The 21,429-nt window shown below is 61.2% G+C and carries 16 protein-coding genes; 7 read left to right on the top strand and 9 right to left on the bottom strand.

Annotated features, from left to right (window positions below; all coding sequences use genetic code 11):
- Positions 1-2: 2 nt before the first annotated feature.
- Entirely contained in the window at positions 3-170 is a 168-nt protein-coding gene (locus tag KUIN1_RS22425; RefSeq protein ID WP_002555239.1) for a DUF2474 domain-containing protein, read from the top strand.
- An 87-nt stretch (positions 171-257) separates the two neighbouring features.
- On the opposite strand, the gene KUIN1_RS22420 is transcribed toward KUIN1_RS22425, so the two are convergent.
- The gene (locus KUIN1_RS22420; RefSeq protein WP_024642069.1) at positions 258-1,382 is read right to left on the bottom strand and encodes a methyltransferase; all 1,125 of its coding nucleotides are present in this window, start codon (positions 1,380-1,382) and stop codon (positions 258-260) included.
- Positions 1,383-1,511: 129 nt separating this feature from the next.
- Positions 1,512-1,745 (bottom strand): helix-turn-helix domain-containing protein, encoded by a 234-nt coding sequence (locus KUIN1_RS22415; protein WP_003340758.1) that lies wholly within the window; start codon positions 1,743-1,745, stop codon positions 1,512-1,514.
- 336 nt (positions 1,746-2,081) lie between these two features.
- Between KUIN1_RS22415 and KUIN1_RS22410 the strand changes: the two genes are divergently transcribed.
- Positions 2,082-2,858, top strand: coding sequence for a ferredoxin--NADP reductase (locus KUIN1_RS22410; protein WP_011268934.1), 777 nt, complete (start codon positions 2,082-2,084; stop codon positions 2,856-2,858).
- Between the two features lie 425 nt (positions 2,859-3,283).
- Here the strand turns inward: KUIN1_RS22410 and mscL are convergent, their stop codons facing one another.
- Positions 3,284-3,730, bottom strand: coding sequence for a large-conductance mechanosensitive channel protein MscL (gene mscL, locus KUIN1_RS22400; protein WP_003399960.1), 447 nt, complete (start codon positions 3,728-3,730; stop codon positions 3,284-3,286).
- A gap of 196 nt (positions 3,731-3,926) precedes the next feature.
- On the opposite strand from mscL, the gene radA reads away from it, so the two are divergent.
- Positions 3,927-5,294, top strand: a complete 1,368-nt coding sequence (gene radA, locus KUIN1_RS22395; protein ID WP_002555235.1) for a DNA repair protein RadA — start codon at positions 3,927-3,929, stop codon at positions 5,292-5,294.
- A 5-nt stretch (positions 5,295-5,299) separates the two neighbouring features.
- Here the strand turns inward: radA and KUIN1_RS22390 are convergent, their stop codons facing one another.
- Positions 5,300-5,668 carry a PilZ domain-containing protein gene (locus tag KUIN1_RS22390; protein ID WP_003399961.1) on the bottom strand — a complete coding sequence of 123 codons (369 nt, stop codon included), beginning with the start codon at positions 5,666-5,668 and terminating at the stop codon, positions 5,300-5,302.
- 285 nt (positions 5,669-5,953) lie between these two features.
- Here KUIN1_RS22390 and KUIN1_RS22385 point away from each other — a divergent pair, with 285 nt between their 5' ends.
- The 3 genes from KUIN1_RS22385 (at position 5,954) to yjiA (ending at position 9,327) form a co-directional block, all read left to right on the top strand.
- On the top strand, positions 5,954-8,029 hold the full coding sequence (locus KUIN1_RS22385) for a carbon starvation CstA family protein (RefSeq protein WP_011268932.1): 2,076 nt from the start codon (positions 5,954-5,956) through the stop codon (positions 8,027-8,029).
- A gap of 27 nt (positions 8,030-8,056) precedes the next feature.
- The gene (locus KUIN1_RS22380) at positions 8,057-8,254 is read left to right on the top strand and encodes a YbdD/YjiX family protein (protein ID WP_003399964.1); all 198 of its coding nucleotides are present in this window, start codon (positions 8,057-8,059) and stop codon (positions 8,252-8,254) included.
- A gap of 95 nt (positions 8,255-8,349) precedes the next feature.
- Positions 8,350-9,327, top strand: a complete 978-nt coding sequence (yjiA, locus tag KUIN1_RS22375; protein ID WP_011268931.1) for a GTPase — start codon at positions 8,350-8,352, stop codon at positions 9,325-9,327.
- Between the two features lie 104 nt (positions 9,328-9,431).
- On the opposite strand, the gene glyA is transcribed toward yjiA, so the two are convergent.
- Complete coding sequence (gene glyA / locus KUIN1_RS22370; RefSeq protein ID WP_003419083.1) at positions 9,432-10,685, bottom strand: serine hydroxymethyltransferase; 1,254 nt, start codon at positions 10,683-10,685, stop codon at positions 9,432-9,434.
- Positions 10,686-11,028: 343 nt separating this feature from the next.
- On the opposite strand from glyA, the gene KUIN1_RS22365 reads away from it, so the two are divergent.
- Positions 11,029-13,767: a HopW family type III effector protein gene (locus KUIN1_RS22365; RefSeq protein WP_103713597.1), complete on the top strand. Its 2,739-nt coding sequence runs from the start codon at positions 11,029-11,031 to the stop codon at positions 13,765-13,767.
- 69 nt (positions 13,768-13,836) lie between these two features.
- On the opposite strand, the gene KUIN1_RS22360 is transcribed toward KUIN1_RS22365, so the two are convergent.
- The 4 genes from KUIN1_RS22360 to KUIN1_RS22345 all read right to left on the bottom strand — a co-directional run bounded on the left by KUIN1_RS22360 (position 13,837) and on the right by KUIN1_RS22345 (position 21,337).
- Positions 13,837-15,288, bottom strand: coding sequence for an amidase (locus tag KUIN1_RS22360; protein ID WP_024660888.1), 1,452 nt, complete (start codon positions 15,286-15,288; stop codon positions 13,837-13,839).
- Between the two features lie 47 nt (positions 15,289-15,335).
- Positions 15,336-16,271: a SphA family protein gene (locus tag KUIN1_RS22355; protein ID WP_032611585.1), complete on the bottom strand. Its 936-nt coding sequence runs from the start codon at positions 16,269-16,271 to the stop codon at positions 15,336-15,338.
- Between the two features lie 97 nt (positions 16,272-16,368).
- A complete protein-coding gene (locus KUIN1_RS22350; RefSeq protein WP_011268927.1) occupies positions 16,369-17,361 on the bottom strand; it encodes a helix-turn-helix transcriptional regulator in 993 nt (330 codons plus the stop codon).
- A 139-nt stretch (positions 17,362-17,500) separates the two neighbouring features.
- The gene (locus KUIN1_RS22345; protein ID WP_152092305.1) at positions 17,501-21,337 is read right to left on the bottom strand and encodes a sensor domain-containing protein; all 3,837 of its coding nucleotides are present in this window, start codon (positions 21,335-21,337) and stop codon (positions 17,501-17,503) included.
- Positions 21,338-21,429 lie beyond the last annotated feature (92 nt).

Here is a 21,429-nt window from a genome sequence, read left to right as displayed (position 1 = left end):
CGATGTCTGGTAAAAATTCCATGCACGATCCTGATCCGGCGCTGAGCAAGCCGCTCTGGCAGCGACTGGCCTGGCTGGTCGGAATCTGGGCGGGCAGCGTATTCGCGCTGTTCATCGTGGCCAGCCTGATGCGCATGTTCATGAGCGCAGCGGGCCTGACGACACACTGATACTGAATTCCCGTTCGTGTCTTCCGGACACGTTTTGCGACCCTCTTGCCACTCGCGTGGCAAGGGGGTCTTTTTTTGTGCAGTGAGTTACTTGCGGGCTTTCAGAATCACGAATTTCGGCGTAGCGGCGACTTGTTCGACGCCGCGGAACAGGCGCGACAGCTTGGTGTGATAACCCAGGTGGCGATTGCCGACGATGTACAGCGCCCCGCCGGTCACCAGCGCGGCACGCGCCTGCAGAAACATCCGCCAGGCAAGAAAGTCGCCGACCACTTGCTGCTGGTGGAAGGGCGGGTTGCACAGCACCACATCCAGCGAGTCAGGCTCCTGCATCTCCAGACCGTCGCCAGCCCGAACCCGGACGTCGCGATCACCCAGCGTCGCCCGCCAGTTCTCGGCTGCCGATTGCACGGCCATGAACGACTCGTCGACCAGCGTGTAGTGCGCCTGCGGGTTGTCCAGCGCGCTGGCAATGGCCAGTACGCCGTTACCGCAACCCAGGTCTGCGACCCTTGCCGTGCCAAGGTTTTTCGGCAGATGCGGCAGGAAGGCGCGAGTGCCGATGTCCAGCCCGTCGCGGCAAAACACATTGGCATGGTTGAGCAGTTCGATGGCCGGCTCCTCCAGCCGGTAGCGCGTCGGATAGGGCGAGGTGCGCACTTCCATGGGCTGTGGCGTGGCGAACAGCAGCCTGGCTTTTTTCACTGCCAGCGAGGCCTGCACCGGCCCTACATATTCCTCCAGCAAGTCGCCCGCCGAACGCGGCAAATGCTTGACCATTGCCGCAGCAATGACCCGAGCGCCGGGGGCCAGCTGGCCTTGCAGGCGTATCAGTTGCTCTTCCAGCAGCGCCAGGGTCTTGGGCACCCGGATCAGCACCCAGTCGAAGGGCCCCTGCAACGCTTCGCTGGCCGGGATGTGCGGTACTGCGTCGTAGCTCATGCCGTTGCGCGCCAGATTCTTTTCCAGCGCCTGCGCCGCCAGAAACGAGTCGGTACTGCTGATCACCGTGGCATGCGGCGCGAGACTCGCCGCCAGCGCGCCGAAACTGTCATTGAGCACCAGAACCCGGCTGGGCAGGCTGAGCCCTGCCTGTGCAACATGATTGAGCAGGTACTCGTCGGCGGCATCGAATGCCTGCAGGGGCTCATCCTGTTGCTCGGGTTGGCGAATGAGATCAAGTTCAGCGAAGGGACTGATGAGCAGGGGCATTGGCGGGAGAACTCTGTGCAATCGAAGGTATGTCAGTGAGCCCGATGACAGGTGGGCTCGCTGAGACAAACGATTTTACGTATTTTTTCGTTTCGATACCTGTCTGATTACGCGGTGATTGCCCGTTTGTCAGAACATCCCGCTGAGCGCGGCTTGTACGGCGGCAGCCGTCTTGTTGCAAACGCCCATTTTTTGAATGGCACTGGCAATGTGGAAGTGAATGGTGCGTTCCTTCAGGCAGAGGATCATTGCGATGTCGCCAGCTGTTTTGCCTTCGGCGGACCACTTGAGGACTTCGATTTCTCTCTGAGTCAGGTTTTTTGCTGGCGAGGGCTGTGAGAAATTTATGTCCATTGTGTTCATGTAGCCTCCTTGCAGTACGTGTACAGACCTTGCTGGGTGTTTATCCAGTCTAGGAACAAATAGACCGCAATCCGTCGGGCTGCGGATCAGCCGGACGGATGGGCTGATGGCACATGGCTGCGTGTTCTGGGGCTGTCGGCTGAAAACCCCGCGCGAGAAGGGTCGGGGTAATCGGCTCTGTGGATGTTCGACCCGGCAAGGGCTGATCCAAGAACCAAATACTCTAAGCGGCAGAGCCCGTTGCCGGATAATCCATCACAAACAGCCGGTGTTTATCGAGCCTGCTTTGCGGGACACTGGGCTCTGCTTTCCATATTCAGGAGTTCAAAGCGCACCATGACCGTCAGTGACGACAAATTCACCCGACAGACATTGCAGCGTGTAACGCCGCTGACCGCGAACCTGTTTACCCTGCGCACCACGCGTGATCCCGGTTTTCGCTTTCGTGCCGGACAGTTCGCGCGTCTCGGGGTGACCAAGGCCGACGGTTCAGTGGTATGGCGTGCCTATTCGATGGTTTCTTCACCGCACGACGAGTTTCTGGAGTTTTTTTCCATTGTGGTGCCGGATGGCGAATTCACCAGCGAGTTGAGCCGTTTGCGTGAAGGCGACAGCCTGTTGGTGGAAAAGCAGGCGTTCGGTTACCTGACTCTGGATCGTTTCATTGATGGGCGCGATCTCTGGCTGTTATCCACTGGGACGGGGGTCGCACCGTTTCTGTCGATCCTTCAGGATTTCGAGGTCTGGGAGAAGTTCGAGCGGGTGATTCTGGTGTACAGCGTTCGTGAGTCGCGCGAGCTGGCCTATCAGCAATTGATTGCCGAACTGATGCAGCGTGAGTACCTGGCTGAATACGCGGACAAGTTTCTGTTTCTGCCCACGGTGACCCGTGAACAGCATCCGGGCGCATTGAATGGACGTATCACGCAGTTGATCGAAAACGGGGAGCTGGAGCGCGCGGCCGGCATTGCTCTCACGCCGGAGCATTCGCGGGTGATGTTGTGCGGCAATCCGCAGATGATCGATGACACTCGGGCGATTCTCAAGCAGCGCGAGATGCGCTTGAGCCTGTCACGTAAGCCGGGGCAGGTGGCGGTGGAGACGTATTGGTGAGGGTTGGCGGCTAACGATGGCTATCGTGCCGAGCATTGGCACGATAGTCACATAACCATCGTTCCTCACGCTCCGCGTGGGAATGCAGTTCGTGACGCTCTGCGTCACACAGCGGCTTTTCTTTGTCAGTTTGATAGGGTTCGACTCAGGTCACCTTTTCGCCCCTCGGCGACTTACTTTGATGGGGCCAAAGTAAGCAAAACCCGCAGCTCCGTTTCCGGCCCGACTTCGTCGGGTTCCTTCGCCCTGTCACTGATCCGGGGGGCGCCGCAACGCGCCATCCATGGCGCGGTGCGGCTAACTCGGCGTCCTGCCGAGTTACCCCCGGATCAGCGCCAGGACTCAGCCGTCACTTACGTCGCAATTTGCGTCGTCAGTGCCATCGTGGTTAGGGCCGATGGCCTGCAGGTGCAGGCCTTGCTCAATCAAAGCGTACGCGCAGGATCCACGGTAATGGGCGCTGCCGGTTTGCTCTGCTCTTTGAGCAGGTCGCGAATCTCGCCCAGCAGGATTTCCTGCTTGGAGGGCGTTGGCGGCAGGGTAGGGGCTTTGGCTTCTTCGCGTTTCAGGCGGTTGATGGCCTTGACGCCCATGAAGATCGCGAACGCGACGATGATGAAGTCGATGACGGTCTGGATGAACTTGCCGTACGCCAGCAGCACTGCCGGGGCAGTCCCTTGCGCGGGGCGCAGGGTGACGGCCAGGTCGCTGAAGTCGACACCGCCAATCAACAGGCCCAGCGGCGGCATGATGACATCGCCGACGAACGAAGAAACGATCTTGCCGAATGCCGCGCCGATGATAATACCGACAGCCATATCAACTACGTTGCCTTTGACCGCGAATGCCTTGAATTCCTTAAGCACGCTCATGGGGTAATTCCTTGTAGCAGATAAATTTGATCCGGATGAGTGTAGCCCAGACGTACTGCTGCCGCCCGTGCCACGTTCAATCGACCGAAGTCGTTCGCGTAAGTTTTATCCGGTTTTCAAAAGCAGTTGTCGCCGAGCGACTGGCAGGGGTTGCAACCTGCGTTATCATGGGCGTTTTTTAACGACTGGGGTTGTCATGGCCAAGGCCAAACGCTTGTACGGCTGCACCGAGTGCGGCGCGACATTTCCCAAGTGGGCGGGCCAGTGCAGCGAATGCGGTGCCTGGAACACACTGGTCGAGACCATGATTGAAAGCGGTGCCGCCGCGCCGCCTACCGGGCGTACCGGCTGGACCGGTTCCCAAGCGCAGATCAGGACCCTGGCGGAAGTCAGCGTCGAAGAAATCCCGCGCTTCTCCACCAACTCCACCGAACTGGACAGGGTGCTCGGCGGCGGTCTGGTTGACGGTTCGGTGGTGCTGATTGGCGGCGACCCCGGCATCGGCAAGTCCACGATCCTCTTGCAGACGCTGTGCAACATCGCCCAGCGCATGCCCGCGCTGTATGTCACCGGTGAGGAATCCCAGCAGCAGGTCGCCATGCGTGCCCGGCGCCTGGGGCTGCCGCAGGACAAGCTGCGGGTAATGACCGAAACCTGCATCGAGACCATCATTGCCACCGCCAAGGTCGAGAAGCCCAAGGTGATGGTGATCGATTCGATCCAGACGATTTTCACCGAACAGCTGCAGTCGGCCCCTGGCGGCGTGTCGCAGGTTCGCGAAAGCGCCGCCTTGCTGGTGCGCTACGCCAAGCAGAGCGGTACGGCGATCTTCCTGGTCGGCCACGTCACCAAGGAAGGTGCACTGGCCGGCCCGCGTGTGCTTGAGCACATGGTCGACACCGTGTTGTATTTCGAGGGCGAATCGGACGGCCGCCTGCGTTTGCTGCGCGCGGTGAAGAACCGCTTTGGCGCGGTCAACGAGCTGGGCGTGTTCGGCATGACCGACAAGGGCCTGAAAGAAGTCTCCAACCCGTCGGCGATCTTTCTCACCCGTGCGCAGGAAGAAGTACCGGGCAGTGTGGTCATGGCCACCTGGGAGGGCACGCGGCCGATGCTGGTCGAGGTGCAGGCGCTGGTGGACGACAGTCACATGTCCAATCCGCGCCGCGTAACGCTGGGTCTGGATCAGAATCGTCTGGCCATGTTGCTGGCGGTCCTGCACCGACATGGCGGCATTCCCACTCACGATCAGGACGTGTTTCTCAACGTGGTGGGTGGTGTGAAGGTGCTGGAAACCGCCTCCGACCTGGCCTTGATGGCAGCGGTGATGTCCAGCCTGCGCAATCGTCCGTTGCCGCATGACTTGCTGGTGTTCGGTGAGGTGGGGCTGTCGGGCGAAGTCAGGCCGGTGCCCAGCGGCCAGGAGCGCCTCAAGGAGGCCGCCAAGCACGGCTTCAAGCGCGCCATCGTGCCCAAGGGCAATGCGCCGAAGGAAGCGCCGCCCGGCTTGCAGATCATTGCCGTTACGCGCCTGGAGCAGGCCCTGGATGCGCTGTTCGAGTAAGCGGTCTAGAGTTCGATCAGTGCTGCCAGCTCGCGGTCCAGTTCGTCCTGATCGGCAAGGTTCAGCTCGATCAGGCGCCGCAGATGGCTGATCGACTCCAGCCCGATGTGCCGGCAGACGAAACCGAGTTGCCGGTTATGGTCGTGGGTGATTTGGACATCCATGTGCACGTACACGTCATTGCTCAGGCGAATATCGACTTCAAAGGGCTGCGCCGTATGGGCGGTCCATGACTCGGGTCGCTCGATCAGCAGGCCTTTCAGGGACAGGTCGAGCAGTTGAACCTTCCAGGTCTGATCGCCCTGTTTCAATTCGGTTTTGGCGTCGAAGGCAATGCGCTTGAAACGACGGCGATCTGCAGGTGAGTCGGTCATCGAATGAACTCTCTTGTTACCCGCCACGAGAGGTCAGCGGCAGGTCGTTATCTAATCGATTCTGTTGTCCATGCACGATAGACCGGAAAGCAATTACAGAACAGTTCTGTATCACGGTTTTGTGATCGGACCGCCATCTGTCGCGGCCATTCCAGCCCTCTATGCCGGGTATCTGCCGCAATTGATCAAAATTCGACCTAGACCTTGGTTGGGGGTGGTCTTTCGCTGATCCGGCGCTAAACTCGCATGGCTTGCCTTCTAGTCAACTCTGCTGGAATAAAAAAAATGAAAAATAATAATAGTCTGATGCGCCATGTTCCCTGGCTCATCGTTGCAATTGTCGGGGCATGTGCCCTTGGGGTCGTGGCCTTGCGCCGCGGAGAGGCGATAAACGCCTTGTGGATAGTGGTCGCTGCGGTAGCTATCTACCTGGTTGCCTATCGTTACTACAGTCTTTTCATCGCCACTCACGTCATGCAGCTCGATCCGCTGCGCGCGACACCGGCGGTGGTCAACAACGACGGTCTGGACTATGTGCCGACCAACAAACACATTCTCTTCGGACACCACTTTGCCGCCATCGCTGGCGCAGGCCCGCTGGTCGGCCCGGTACTGGCAGCGCAAATGGGCTATCTGCCCGGTACGCTCTGGCTGATCGCCGGCGTGGTGCTGGCCGGTGCGGTGCAGGACTTCATGATCCTGTTCCTCTCCACGCGCCGTGACGGACGCTCGCTGGGTGACATGGTTCGCGAGGAAATGGGCCGTATTCCCGGCACCATCGCGCTGTTCGGCTGCTTCCTGATCATGATCATCATCCTGGCGGTGCTGGCGCTGATCGTGGTCAAGGCCCTGGCCGAGAGCCCGTGGGGCATGTTCACGGTCATGGCGACGATCCCGATCGCGATGTTCATGGGCATTTATATGCGCTACATCCGTCCGGGGCGCATTGGTGAAATCTCCATCGTCGGTGTCATTCTGTTGCTCGGTTCGATCTGGGTCGGCGGGATGGTAGCGGCGGATCCGACCTGGGGGCCGATGTTCACGTTCACCGGTGTGCAGATCACCTGGATGCTGGTCGGTTACGGCTTTGTAGCGGCCATGCTGCCGGTCTGGCTGCTGCTTGCGCCCCGTGACTACCTGTCGACCTTCCTGAAAATCGGCACCATTCTGGCACTCGCGATCGGCATCCTGATCCTGGCGCCCGAGCTGAAAATGCCGGCCCTGACCCAGTTCACCAACGGCACAGGCCCGGTCTGGAAGGGCGCATTGTTCCCGTTCCTGTTCATCACCATTGCCTGCGGTGCAGTGTCGGGTTTCCACGCACTGATCTCGTCGGGCACCACGCCCAAGCTGCTGGATAACGAGAAGAACGCCCGTTACATCGGTTACGGCGGCATGTTGATGGAGTCCTTCGTGGCCATCATGGCGATGGTTGCCGCTTCGGTGATCGAGCCGGGCGTGTACTTCGCCATGAACAGCCCGGCTGCCGTGGTCGGCAGTGACGTGGTGACCGTTGCGCAGACCGTGTCCAGCTGGGGCTTTGCCATCACGCCGGAGCAACTGACGGCTGTGGCGAAAGACATTGGTGAAAACACCGTGCTGGCGCGGGCTGGTGGTGCTCCGACGCTGGCCGTCGGTATCGCACAGATCCTCCATCAGGTGCTGCCGGGTGAAAACACCATGGCGTTCTGGTACCACTTTGCGATTCTGTTCGAGGCGCTGTTCATCCTGACCGCCGTCGACGCCGGGACACGTGCCGGACGCTTCATGCTGCAGGACCTGCTGGGCAGCTTCGTTCCGGCCTTGAAACGCACCGAGTCGTGGACGGCCAACGCCATCGGCACCGGCGGTTGCGTGGCGCTGTGGGGCTATCTGCTCTATCAGGGCGTCATCGACCCGCTGGGCGGCATCAATACCTTATGGCCGCTGTTCGGTATCTCCAACCAGATGCTCGCCGGTATCGCCCTGATGCTGGCCAGCGTGGTGCTGATCAAGATGAAGCGTCAGCGCTACGTCTGGGTGACCATGCTGCCTGCCGTCTGGCTACTGATCTGCACCGTGACCGCTGGCTTGATCAAACTGTTCGACGCCAACCCTGCGGTAGGTTTCCTGGCCCTGGCCAAGAAATACAGCGCTGCGGCCGATGCCGGTCAGATTCTGGCCCCGGCCAAGACCATGGACCAGATGCAGCACGTGATCTTCAACGCTTACACCAACGCCGGGCTGACCGTGCTGTTCCTGTTCGTGGTGTTCAGCATCCTGTTCTACGCCATTAAAGTCGGCCGTGCGGCCTGGAGCACCAAGGAGCGCACCGACAAGGAAGCGCCGTTCCAGGCCATGCCGCCAGCGTCGCAGGTGTGACGATGGTTACCCACAGAGGAATTGCCCATGTTCAATGACCTGAGTCGCCTCGGCAAATACCTCGGTCAGGCCGCGCGCCTGATGGTGGGCATGCCGGACTATGACACCTACGTCGAACACATGCAGAACACTCATCCGGACAAGCCGATGATGACCTACGAGCAGTTCTTCCGGGAACGGCAAGAGGCACGGTACGGCGGCAAGGCCGGTCCGAAGTGCTGTTGATCCGCTGATCTGCGTTATGGTTTGATCCGACGCGCCGCAGGCCATCACCTGTGGCGCGTTTTCATTTCAGCTGAATGCCTCACGCCAGGAGCCTTATGACTGAGTTGCAACCCATCCCCGTGACCGTGCTGACCGGTTTTCTGGGCGCCGGCAAGACCACCTTGCTGCGCCACCTGCTCAAGGCCGAACACGGCCTGAAAATCGCCGTGATCGAAAACGAATTCAGCGATGCTGGCATCGACAGCCAGTTGCTCGGCACCGACCCTGTACAGATCATGACCCTGTCCAACGGTTGCGTGTGCTGCACCATTCACACCGACCTGACCAAGGCGCTCTACCTGTTGCTGGAGCGTATGGACAGCGGCGAAATCGCGTTCGACCGACTGGTGATCGAATGCACCGGCCTGGCTGACCCGGCGCCGGTCGCGCAGACCTTCTTCATTGATGAAGAATTGCGCGAGCGTTACATCCTCGACGGCATCATCACCCTGGTCGACGCCGCGCACGCCGATACCCACCTGGCGCAAACCATCGCCCAGGCGCAGATCGGCTTTGCCGACCGGTTGCTGGTCAGCAAGCGTGATCTGGTCGACGACGCAGCCTTCGAAGCCCTGAGTGCGCGCCTGACCCGCATCAACCGCCGCGCGCCGATCCGTATCGTCGAGCACGGCAAAATCGACCTCGCCGAACTGCTCGACGTACGCGGCTTCAACCTCAACGCTGACCTGGGCGGCGGCATGATCCTGCGCCCGCTGGCCCCGGCCGGCAATTCCGCTGACCGCATCAGCAGCCTGGTCCTGCGCAGCGACAAACCACTGAATCTGGACCGCCTCAGCGAGTTCATGAATGAACTGCTCGAAGACCACGGCAAACAACTGCTGCGCTACAAGGGCGTGCTCAACATCGAAGACGAACCGCGCAAGATGGTGTTTCAGGGCGTGCTCAAGCTGTACGGCTTCGACTGGGACACCGAGTGGGCCGAAGGCGAAAAGCGCGAGAGCGTGATTGTGTTCATTGCCGATGAGTTGCCGGAGGAGAAGATACGGGCGGGGTTCGAGAAGGTATGCGGCTGAGAGGTCGGGCAGCGGCTGAGCTTCTGTCCATACGGTGAGCGTCCAACAAAAAGCCCCGGCTCTCACAAGTCGGGGCTTTTGGTACTGCGTTTAAACCAAACTCATCAAGCGCCGTAAACCGGCAGCTTGGCGCAGATGGCCTTGACCTTCTCACGAACCGCGTCGATCACGGCTTCGTTGTTCAGGTCAGCCAGGATGTCGCAGATCCAGCCGGCCAGTTCCTTGCACTCAGCTTCCTTGAAGCCGCGAGTGGTCACTGCCGGGGTGCCGAAGCGCAGGCCGGAGGTGACGAACGGGGAGCGTGGGTCGTTCGGTACGGAGTTCTTGTTGACGGTGATGAAGGCGCGACCCAGAGCGGCGTCAGCGTCTTTACCGGAGATGTCCTGTTTGATCAGCGACAGCAGGAACAGGTGGTTCTCGGTACCGCCGGAAACGACGTCGAAGCCACGCTCGATGAACACGCCGGCCATGGCCTTGGCGTTCTTCACCACTTGCTGCTGGTAGGTCTTGAACTCAGGCTGCAGCGCTTCCTTGAAGCACACGGCCTTGGCCGCGATGACGTGCTCCAGCGGGCCGCCCTGGGAGCCAGGGAACACCGCCGAGTTCAGCTTCTTCTCGATCTCGGCGTTGGCGCGCGCCAGGATCAGGCCGCCACGCGGACCGCGCAGGGTCTTGTGCGTGGTGGTGGTCACGACGTCGGCGAATGGCACCGGGTTCGGGTAGACGCCTGCGGCGACCAGACCGGCGACGTGCGCCATGTCGACGAACAGGTAGGCACCGACCTTGTCAGCGATGGCGCGGAAGCGCGGGAAGTCGAGGATCTGCGAGTAGGCAGAGAAACCGGCGACGATCATTTTTGGCTTGTGCTCGACGGCCAGGCGCTCGACTTCGTCGTAGTCGATCATGCCGTTGGCATCGATGCCGTACTGAACGGCGTTGTACAGCTTGCCCGAGGACGAAACGCTGGCGCCGTGGGTCAGGTGACCACCGTGAGCCAGGCTCATGCCCAGAATGGTGTCGCCGCCTTGCAGCAGGGCCAGGTAGACCGCCGAGTTGGCTTGCGAACCGGCGTGTGGCTGGACGTTGGCGTAATCAGCGCCGAACAGTTCCTTGGCGCGGTCGATGGCCAGTTGCTCGATAATGTCGACGTACTCGCAACCACCGTAGTAGCGCTTGCCTGGATAGCCTTCGGCGTACTTGTTGGTCAGGGCCGAGCCCTGAGCTTCCATGACGGCCGGACTGGTGTAGTTTTCCGAGGCAATCAGCTCGATGTGTTCTTCCTGACGCAGAGCTTCTTGCTCCATGGCGGCAAACAGATCGGCGTCGTACTTGGCGATAGTCAAATCACGGCTGAACATGGCAGTCCTCAAGGGGGCATGGCGGAAAAGGCGGCTATTCTACCCCATCGGGTTTTATCTGGCATATGAAAGGCAGTCATCTTGACCAGTGACCGCGTTCAAGCGGGTTTCGACCAGGCCTGAAAATCATGGTCGTGCTGCAGGCGCAAGGCTTGTTCTGTGTGGGGCCCGGCCGTATGAGATGGTCAAGATCAATTTAGTCATCGGCGGCGTGAACCAGGCACATCCACTCGAAATTTCAGTGATCACGCATCGATTTGCCCTCAATTACCGGAACCGTTCCGGGGCGGACGACACTCAGTCGGTCTGTTGCCCGTACCCACCGACAATAGGGAAAACGCCCATGATGCCCTCCCAGATAACGCGCTCCTCTCATTCCTCATTGCCGGACGTTGCTCCTGCGTCCTCCGGTGCCACCGGCGTTTGTGAGCGAACCCCGCAGCAGGCTCGTACCGTGGCGTTTTTTGCCTCCGGCGAGCTGGCTGTGGCATTTGGTCGCACCTCGACCGCGCCAGCGCAGGACTCTGTTCGTCTGTTGTCTGCTCTTCAGCGTGAGCTGGATAAACAGCAGCCGTCCTGGCCCACAGTTGCCCAGCTCTGCCACAGCCTGGCCGAGGTCGCCACGACCGAGCAGGGTTGGCACCAACTTGCCAGCGAGGATCAGGCGCCGGCGCTGAAAGACCTGCTTGAGCGCTGTATTGGTCGGCTGGCCGATATGCCTGCTTCTCATGCATCTCACGACTCACTGTCGCTGGCCTGCGAGGGGCTCAGGACGGCGCGGCTGCACCAATCCGTCGCTCGTTTGACTGCCCGGACGCCCGCTCTGGCCCGGGCGATTCCGGATCTGCTGGCGTTGACTCATCTGGATCCCGAGACGCTGGGCGCAGAGCCCCCCGTTGTTTCGTCTTACACGCTCTTCAGCCATTTCGTTCACACGGCCAAGCAGCGTACTGCGGAGTTGAATGACAGCCTCCAGCGTCAACCCGAAGCGGTCGTCAGTCTGCTGCGCTCACATGCCGACACGCTCAATGACCTGGAGACGTTGCCCGGCGCATTGCAGGCATTGACCGAAAATTGCCAGGACGCGCCTGCCTGCAATGAATTGCGCGAGCTGGCGGAAGTGGTGGGGGCGCTGCTGCAGCTATTGCGCGAACACGGCATTTTGCCGAGGCTGGAAGCAATCTCCATCGAGCCAGGCGAAGCACCTGCACCTGGCCATGAGGCTGCCGAGCCCCGGCTGACGAGAAGCCAGGCATTGCTCAAGGCCGGCGGCAATCTGGTGCGCAAGTTTGATGCCTATGGGGCGCTCGCGCCAATGGACGACAAGGGGTTGCTGGCCTTGATGCGCACCCCGGCGCCACACCTGTCGCCCGATCAGATGCATGCCTTCCTGAACAAGCATGTGCTGCATCTCACGCAGGAACAACGCGATATCGTCAGCAATACCCCGTTGCCCTTCGCCCCTGAAGGAGACATCGAGGCCCGGTGCGGCATGGGGTTCGATGAAAAACTGCGGTTGGCGCTGGCCAACGGTTCGCTGGTATTGAGCGAGGAGCAACTGGCCCGTCTTGGTCATTTGCCCAGTGCTGCTACCACGACGTCCGACGTTGTGAAGACGCTGCTGGAAAAACCATCGTCGGCGCTGAGCGAAGCCGAGCGTGACATGTTGGGCGCAATCGTTCAGGCCAACGGCCAGGGTCAACTCGACGCCTGGCGCGCTCACAACGAACAGTTGCCTGCAGTGTTGAGCCGCTCGGGGCTACCCTCTGATGTGAAAGATGAGTTGCTCAGCCTTAACCAAAGCATGAATGCCGAACTGGGCACGCTCAAGAACGGTGCCTCGTTCAAGAGTCGCATCCTTGCAAGTCCGGCGATGCTGCTCGCGCTGGCACCCTTGCCACTGGCCGTGGCGTTCGTCAGCAAGGACAACTCCTACAGCTCATCGCTGGTTGCCCACTTCACCAAGAACGCAGTGTTCATGGCTGGCCTGATGATGAACGAGCTGACCAACGCGCGGACCAATGTCGATCACGGCCTGAACCGCTACTTCGTCACCGTGCTGGCCAACGCCATCGTGGCGCAGCCCACCTTTGCCAGGAACGAACACCTGCTGGAGCAGGTCGGCTTCGGTATCGCAACGGCCGTGGCATCGGGCGCAGCCACGCTGGGCGTATTCAACCGCGAATCGATCGTCGCCGCCTTCAAGCTCGCCAAGAGCAAGCTTTCCAGGCAAGACACCGGGAACGCCAGCATCCCGGAGGAAGACCATCTTGCCGTGGTCAGGCATTTCGACGTCAGCGAGCATTTTGCCCAGCAGATGAAAGTGGCGACCGAATTGTACAAGCAAGACAAAAGCATCACCGACATCATGAACTCGAGCCTGACGTACCTGGGCACCAAGAGCAGCGAGTTTCAGGCCAGGTTCGAAAGCGCCGATGCCCTGCGCGCAGGTCTGCCACTGGCCGAGGGGGAGCGCAAGGCGGACCCTGACTTCTACACCAAACTGGGCCTGGTGGCCCTGACGGCGAGTATCGGTGCGGCGCTGGTGATGTTGATGAAAAGCATGGTCGGCAAAGCCGATTACGCGGCGGACGGCGTCTGGTGCGTATCGGAGATGCTCAAGCTGGCCATGAACCCTGAAGTCGACATGCAAAAGGCGGTTCAGGTCTTCAAGGAAATCGTCGGCCTGAATCTGGTGATGACAGGGTTTCTGGGCGTCAACAAAGTCTGGAATTTTCTCGACAAGGGGATCAAAGGCTATGCCTCCGGTGCTGCGGTCCTGACCGCAGCCAACCTCACGCTTCCCGGTATGGTTGGAGAAGTGGCTGGCGCAGCAGCCGGCAAAGGCTTGAGCTACCTGACTGACAAAGGCAAGGCGGCGCATCAGGCTGGCAGGGCGGCTGCGTCCTGGGCCGGGAATTACGTCGGCACCTCGCGTCTGGGGAGCGCGGTCGGCACCCTGCAAACGGCAATTCCGGGCAGGATCGCAGGCGGGCAGGTAGTGGCGGGTCTCTACGACCGCTTCCGGTACCTGACCGGGTCGCACCCGACGCCGGCACAGCAAGCGGCTGGCGAGCCATAAGCCTGTAGCCGGCAGACCGCCGCCTGCAACGCAGGCGGTGGTCTCGCCACCGCCAATAATCCCTTCGCATCAACCCGCACAAGCGTTTAGCGGCGGCCTGCGTGCGGCCCACGGCTGGGCGCGTTCCAGTTGCCCGGCGAGGCTCAGCAAGGTCAGTTCGTCGCCAAACCGCGCGGCGAAGTGAGAGCCCAGCGGCAGCGAATCGGCTGTCCAGTAGAGGGGCACGGACATGGCCGGCTGGCCTGTCGCGTTGAAGATCGCCGTGTAGGGCGAGTAGCGGTGCGAAAGCGCGATGAAGTCCTGCAGGGAGCGGCTGTCGTCGTCGAAGGCCAGCTCCCCCAGGCGGGGCGGCGCGCGGTTGAGCGTCGGGGTGAGAACAATGTCGTACTCTTCGAAGAAACCGGCCATCGCCCGGCCCAGTGCATGCATCGATTCGACCGCGGAAATGTAGCGTGTTGCAGGCAGTTGCCCGCGTTCGCGCAGAATCACGCGGGTGCGCGGCTCCACTTCGTCCATGGCCACCGGGAAACCGCGCATTTTGCCCAACAGATCGAGGTAGCCCTGGGTGTGTGAGCCGATGATGTCGAACGTCGCATCGAGGAATTCAGGTAACTGAACCGGCAACGTCGCCGGGACCACGTAATGCCCGAGCGCCTCCAGCAAGGCCGCAGTGTGTTGCAGCGCAGCCAGGGCTTCCGGTTCGGCCGGCCAGGGTGATATTGCCGAGATCAAGGCGATTTTCAGGCGCCTGGGATCGCGTCCTGCAGCGTGTGCAAAGGGCGTCGCTGGCATGGGCGCCGCATAGGGAGCCCCCAGGTCACTCCCGGCAGTGGCATCAAGCAGGGCGGCGCTGTCGCCTACCGACAGGGTAATCGCATGAGCGGTGCTCAGGCCTGCCCAGCCCTCGCCGACCATCGGGCCGGACGGCAGCAGGCCGCGCGAGGGCTTGAAGCCGAATACGCCGCAGCAGGAGGCCGGTACGCGAAGCGAGCCGCCGCCGTCGTTGCCATGAGCGAAGGGGATGGCGCGCGCCGCAACCAGAGCGGCGGCACCCCCGCTGGAACCGCCCGCGCTGTGCTGCAGATTCCATGGATTGCAGGTCGCGCCGAAGCGTTGCGATTCGGTGCTGTAGGACACGCCGAATTCAGGGGCGGTGGTCGTTCCGATCAGTTGGCAGCCGGCCTGGCGCAGCCGGCTGACGATTTCGCAGTCGATGTTTGAGCGAAACTCGCCCAGCGCATGCGAGCCACTGGTCATCCGTGCTCCGGTCATCGGGGTGAACATGTCTTTCACCAGGGTCGGTACGCCTGCCATGACGCCCTGTCTGACGCTGCTTCCGCTCGCCTGGCTGCGCGCCTGCTCGTAAAGCCTTTCGCTGACGGCGTTCAGGCCGGGCTCGACCTGCTCGACCCGCGCGATTGCGGTTTCCAGCAGCTCGCCGGGGCTCACCTCGCCATTGCGTACCAGTGTTGCCAGGCCACGGCCGTCCAGCGTATTGAATAATTCGTGCAGGTCGTTCATCGATCGTCTCCAGGATTGAAAGCGTGTCGTCGCGGTGCGCACGCCACTTAAAAGCTGATGCCGGTACGCAGCGCCACGGTGTAGCCCTCGGCACGGTTGCGGGCGTCGAACTCCTTGTAGGCGTGCAACCAGATGGGCGGCAGACCTGAGCCGGGTTTGAAGTAACTCACTGCAGGGCCTGCGGCGAGTACCCGCGCGCGATTGCCGCGGGTCAGCCCCGGCGCGTCGTCGTCCGACAGCTGCCGGTAGTAGTAGCCGCCGATGCCGACGGTCCAGTCGCCGACATGCTGGCCCACTGCAAACTCATGCCGGTACTCAACGCCACTGCGGTAATCGGTGTCGGGGTTACGCGCGTTTATATCGATCTGGAAACTCGAGGAAACCTCGAAGCCGCCGGGTGACACGTAGGTCGCATTCAACAGCGGAGAGACCGTCCAGTGATGGGTGCCAGGGCTGACCAGGCGGTTTTTGTCATAGTCCCCGGTGGGCGCCTGAATCATCAGTTGGGTATTGATGCCCAGCCCCGGCCCGAGCTTCCAGTCCAGGATGATCGGCACCACTTGCAGGTCCGCCTGGCGAAACAGCGCTGCGCTGTCGCTGACTACCCGTTGCCCCCCGACGTTCACGCCCAGGTCTGCATCCATCTTGAAAAAGATCGGCACCACCGCGAAACCATAGCGGGCCCCCAAAAACGCCTGATCGGTCATTCGCAAGTAGGCGAGGCCGATCGCCAGGACGTTGATCTGGAAGTCGTTGGGGCTGTCATTGCCGTGGCTGTCCTTGATGACATCCGCGTGGTAGTTGCTGATGCGCATGCCGACGGTGCCATTAGGGGTGTTGGGCGGCATGAAGCCTGCGCCAAAGTCGAAAACGCCAGCGGCTGTCGTGGGCGCCGCATTCTCGGTGGCGCACGCTGTGGACGATAACCACAGGATCGCCATGGCGAGCCCTGAAGCGCTGAGAAAGTGGTTTTTTAATGACATCGGTAAGTGCCTTGTTATTTTTATGGGCGAGCACAGCCCTCCCTTGCGGGGTGGCAGTTATTGGAAAAACCGGAAATGGGGATAGAGCGCGTTGGCGTCAGCCGTCAGTCAAATGCAGTAACTGGGCGATCTGCGCTTTACGGGTGACACCGAGCTTGTTGTAGATCTTTCTCAAGTGGTGCCGGACGGTGCAGGGCGACATACCGATGTTGCGTGCAACTTCCTTGTACGTCTGTCCGACCGCAAAGCCTCGGGCGACCTGAAGTTCGCGCGTGCTCAACAGTTCCAGGCTGCTGCGTCGGCGCGCCGTCAATAGAACGAGGTCGCCCACCGGCTGCGACGTGATGTGCAGGTTATGGCTCGAATAGCCCGCTTGAGGGTTGCACTGTCGGGGCAGACGATTGGACGGCCTGTCGGGCCATTCCGAGGCCAGCATCGACGCGAACGCAGGCTCCATGGAAAGCAGCACGCCGTAACGATCACTCACCGCCATGGCGGTCTCATCGTAGGCCCCCTGCGTTTCCCGCAGGGTCGTGAGCGTGCGCAGATAACTGGCCTGTTCAGCGGCGATCAGATGCGGCATCAGCCACTCGATCAGGCGTTTGTCCAAGGGCGAAAAGGGCGTGTGGTCGGCCGAGCGAAACAGCGTCAAATGCACGCCCTGCTGGGTGTGCGGGTCGGTCAGGACTATGCCCAGCGCGAAGCAAAGGTCGTACTGGCGTCCGAGGTCGGCAAGCGCGGGAGGGGCATCCGCTGCCGTGCAGTGAATGACCTGACAGACGCCCTGGGTCTGATGCATTCTGCCGACGCTGGCATCCGAGGTCTTGAGTTGCTCCCACTCGGCGGCGTAACCGGAGGGCAGGCCGAGCAAAAAGGAACTGTGCTCGACGGGCCAGTTGTCACGCCAGGTGGATCTGCCCCACCAGGCCTTGTCGAACTGCACCAGCGCGCGCACCCGCTCAAGTGCCTGTTGATGAAACGTAGAGATAGACGCACTGCTGACCTCGGTCTGAAGCGCGAGAATCACCTTGTTCAAGGCTTCCACGACCTGCCAGGAAACACTGTCCAGGGACGTTGTATCGCTGATCATGCTACCCCCTTGTGTTCTTTGTTATGGGTAGAGCGCTCGCTGTCGTCGACGCTGTGCGAGGCAGTGGCTCAAGTCTACTCATATTCAAGGGTTCGGCTATCGTTCAAATGGACGATGGCGACGTTGCGAGAACTGGCCCTCAATCCAGCATGAACAACGCGTCGTTGCTGAATTGCGCTTCGAACTGGGCAGGTGGCATCGGGCGGCCGAACAGGTAGCCCTGGACTTCGTCGCAGTCGTGTTCGCGGAGAAACTCAAGTTGCTCGTGGGTCTCTACGCCTTCGGCGATCACCGAGAGGTTCAGGCTGTGGGCCATGGCGATGATGGCGCGGGCGATCTGGGCGTCCTGCTCTCCGGACGGCAGGCCATCGACGAAGGTGCGGTCGATCTTCAGCACGTCGATCGGGAACTGTTTGAGGTAGTTCAGCGACGAGTAGCCGGTGCCGAAGTCATCGACGGCGATACTCAGGCCGAGGTTCTTGAGGCCATCGAGTATCTGCATGGCCTCGTTGACTTCGCGCATCAGGATGCTTTCGGTCAGCTCCAGTTCCAGACAGGCGGGTGACAGGCCGGCCTGTTCGAGTATGTGGGCGATGCGTTTACCGAGCTGACCGTCCGAGAACTGCCGTGCCGAGATGTTGACCGACACCTTGGGCACGCGAACCCTGGCCTGATGCCAGTGCTTGAGTTGACGGCAGGCTTCGGCCAGGACCCAGTCGCCGACTTCCACGACCAGCCCGAGCTCTTCGAGCACCGGGATGAAGTCGTTGGGCGGCACCAGCCCGCGGCGCGGATGGCGCCAGCGCAACAGGGCTTCCGCGCCCGTCAGGCGTTTGCCGTCGCCGCTGAACTGCGGTTGGTAGAAGAGGGTGAACTCCTTCTGCTCCAGGGCGTGGCGCAAGTCGCTTTCCAGCTCCAGACGCTCCAGCGCGGTCGCGTTCATGTCGGCCTGATAGAACTGGAAGTTGTTCTTGCCGCGCTCTTTGGCGTGATACATCGCCGTGTCGGCGTTCTTCATCAACTGACTCAGTTCCTTGCCGTCCTGCGGGCTGAGTGCGATGCCGATACTGGCGGTCACAAAGAACTCGCGGCCTTCCAGCACGAACGGCGTGATCAGGCTGGTCAGAATGCGTTCGGCGACGTGAATGGCGCGATTCAGCGCCGCTTCACGGCTTTCATCCGGTTCCAGCAGCAGGGTGAACTCATCACCGCCCATGCGGGCCACGGTGTCATCCACCGACACACAGGCGAGCAGCCGCGTGGCCATTTCCTGCAGCATCCGGTCGCCCGCGGCATGCCCCAGGGAGTCGTTGATCGGTTTGAAGCGGTCGAGGTCGAGGAACATCAGCACGACCCAGGCCTGTTGGCGCTCGGCGTGCTGCAGCGCCGAATGCAGGCGATCCTGGAACAGGGTGCGGTTGGGCAGGTGAGTCAGCGCGTCGTAGTAGGCCAGACGGTGGATACGGTCCTCGCTGGCCTTGCGTTCGCTGATATCGCTGAAGAAGCACACGTAGCTGGCCAGATCGCCTTCGTCGTCGAGGACTGCGGTAATGCCGACCCAGGCCGGGTAGTGTTCGCCGTTACGGCGCTTGAGCCGGATTTCACCTTCCCACGTGCCTTGTCCGTTCAACTGCCTGAGAATGTGGCGCAGGCGGGTTTCCTGTTCTGATTCCACGGTGAGCATGCCCGGCAACTGATCGAGCACCTGAGCCACTTCATAGCCACTGACACGGGTAAAGGCCTCGTTGGCCTGCACGATATAGCCGGCGGGGTCGGTAATCAGGATGGCGGATGTCGAATGCTCGAATACAGTGGCAGCCATGCGCAGGTCTTTCTCGGCCCGACGCTGCTGACTGATGTCCCGGCCCACGCCGAAGATGCCCTCGAAATTGCCGTGTTCGCCCCACACCAGCACCACGCGCAGTTCCACCGGGATCTTGCGACCGTCGGCACGCAGGCAGTCGAACAGGAACATTCGGGTGGTGACTTCTTCGCGCAGCCTGGCGAGTTCCTGAGGTTTGTCGAGGACCTTGTCGATGCGGCTCATGAGCGCATCAAAACCGACTATTTGCTGGGGGTTGGCAATCGCGGCGGACCAGCCGTTCTGTATGATCCACTCGGCGCTGTAGCCCAGCGCACGTTCTACCGAAGGGCTGACGTAGTTGACTGCCAGCCGGCCGTCGGTGGAGAAAATCACGTCACTGATGCTTTCGGCGAGCATGCGGTAACGCTGTTCGCTGTCACGCAGCGACTGGCTGGACGCGACCTGCTCGGTAATGTCCTTGGCAATGCCGATGATGCGGGTGACCCGGTGTTCTGCGTCCCAGGCCAGTGCCTGTTCGCGAATGTCGAAGCTCCGCCAGTTGCTCTCGCGGTCCCGAAAGCGCAACACGCTTTGCAGTAATTCATTGTGCCCATGGTGACGCTGGCGCAGGCGCATGTCCTGATAGTGTCGGGCGTCGTCGGGGTGCAGCAGGACTTCCCAGAAGAACTCGCCCATGGCGTGCAGTTCTGACTTGCTGTAACCCAGCGTGTAGCCGAAGTGGTGGTTGCTGTAGATCACCCGCTGGCTGAGCACGTCCTGAACGTACAGATGGTCGGGAACGGTCTGGACCACGTCGGACCAGAAGCTCTCGCGGTCCAGCAACGACAGCTCGACCTGTTTACGGCTGGTGATATCACCAATGCTGAGAATGACGGCATCGAAGTCGCCGCGTGTCTCGGGCAGGCGCATGACCAGCCACAGGTGCTGATCCTGACCGCCTGCACGGGTCAGGCAGATTTCCAGTTCCAGTCGCGGCTGTCCGGCGAGAACCGCCTGAATGATCGGAATGCCGACCCCCGGACGCGAGCGCGATTCACCCTCGATCAACGGTTGCCATGCCTGTTCGCGGTGCTCGATGTCCAGCAGGCTCAGAGCGACTTCGTTGAGTTCGCTGATGCGCAATTGCTGCAACAGGCGTTTCAGGGAGGCGGGCTGGCTTTTGAGCAGACGCTCGAAGTCCTCGCCGTTCATGACCTCGAGTGCTTCCAGTTGTTCCTGCAGGCCGGACATGTCCATGACACAGATTGCGACGCCCGCGCCCTCGAAGATATCCCGGTAGCGGCGTCGGCTTTGCAGCATCTGGCGCTGGCGTCTGCGCAGGCTCATCAGCGCGATCAACGGCAGGATCGACAGCAGCACGCCGATCAGGCACTTGCCGATCAGCGGCGCAAGCAGTTCGCTGCGGGCCTTGTAGGTGTCGAACAGCCCCCGCAGTTGCCAGTCACTGTTGCTCAGCGGCTGAAGCAGAATGGTGTCGGACAGGCCACTGTCCGCGTCGTTGGCGGCCACCGGTTCATGGAGAATGACCCGCTGCGTCTTGCGCTGTTCGAGACGCCACAGGTACTGAAAGTCCTGAGCCGGCTGGCTGGCAAGTTCCTTCAAAGCGTCGGGCGCCACGCGCAATGCCCAGTAATCGCCGCTCACGCCGTTGCCCAGGCGAATCAGTATATAAATCTGGTTGCCGTCTTCGGAGTTGGTATAGAAGTAGGGGCGACCTCGCGCCTGTTTCATGGCCCGTCCGAGAAACTCAGCGTCGCGCGAGGCCTCGGCGCTGTCACTGACAATCTCACCCGCCGGGTTCAGGCGGGCGACGCTGCGCAGCGCGGGCAGGGCAGTGCGCAGGTTCACCAGCGTCGTCGGCTGCTCCAGCTGCTCCCCGGAGGAGAGCGCCTCGTCCAGCAGGTTCATGGCGATCTGCGCCTTGAGCGCCATGTTCAGACTCATCCGGTCGGACAGCTGCACGCTGTACTCCAGACTGCGCTGACGCTGACGCTCCTGAGTCTGGTGAAACTGCTCGATCAGTTGCCAGAGCAACAGGGCAAGCACCACCAGAACCAGACCCGCCAACACGCCTTTCACTGACCCACGCAGAGGCCTGGTCGCACTGTCTGTAGCGACACTGGATGACGACAGAGGCGTTGAAGTGGGCAAATCGCTGTTCCTGACTGCTGGACTGAAGCAGTGGTGCTTTATGTAAAATAGGCGGGTCGCCCAAAGAGGGCGGCTAGCATGCCTTTAGTTGT

Source organism: Pseudomonas sp. KUIN-1 (assembly GCF_009176725.1).
GTDB classification, from domain to species: Bacteria; Pseudomonadota; Gammaproteobacteria; order Pseudomonadales; family Pseudomonadaceae; genus Aquipseudomonas; species Aquipseudomonas fragariae.
This window is presented reverse-complemented; position numbering and strand designations above follow the sequence as displayed.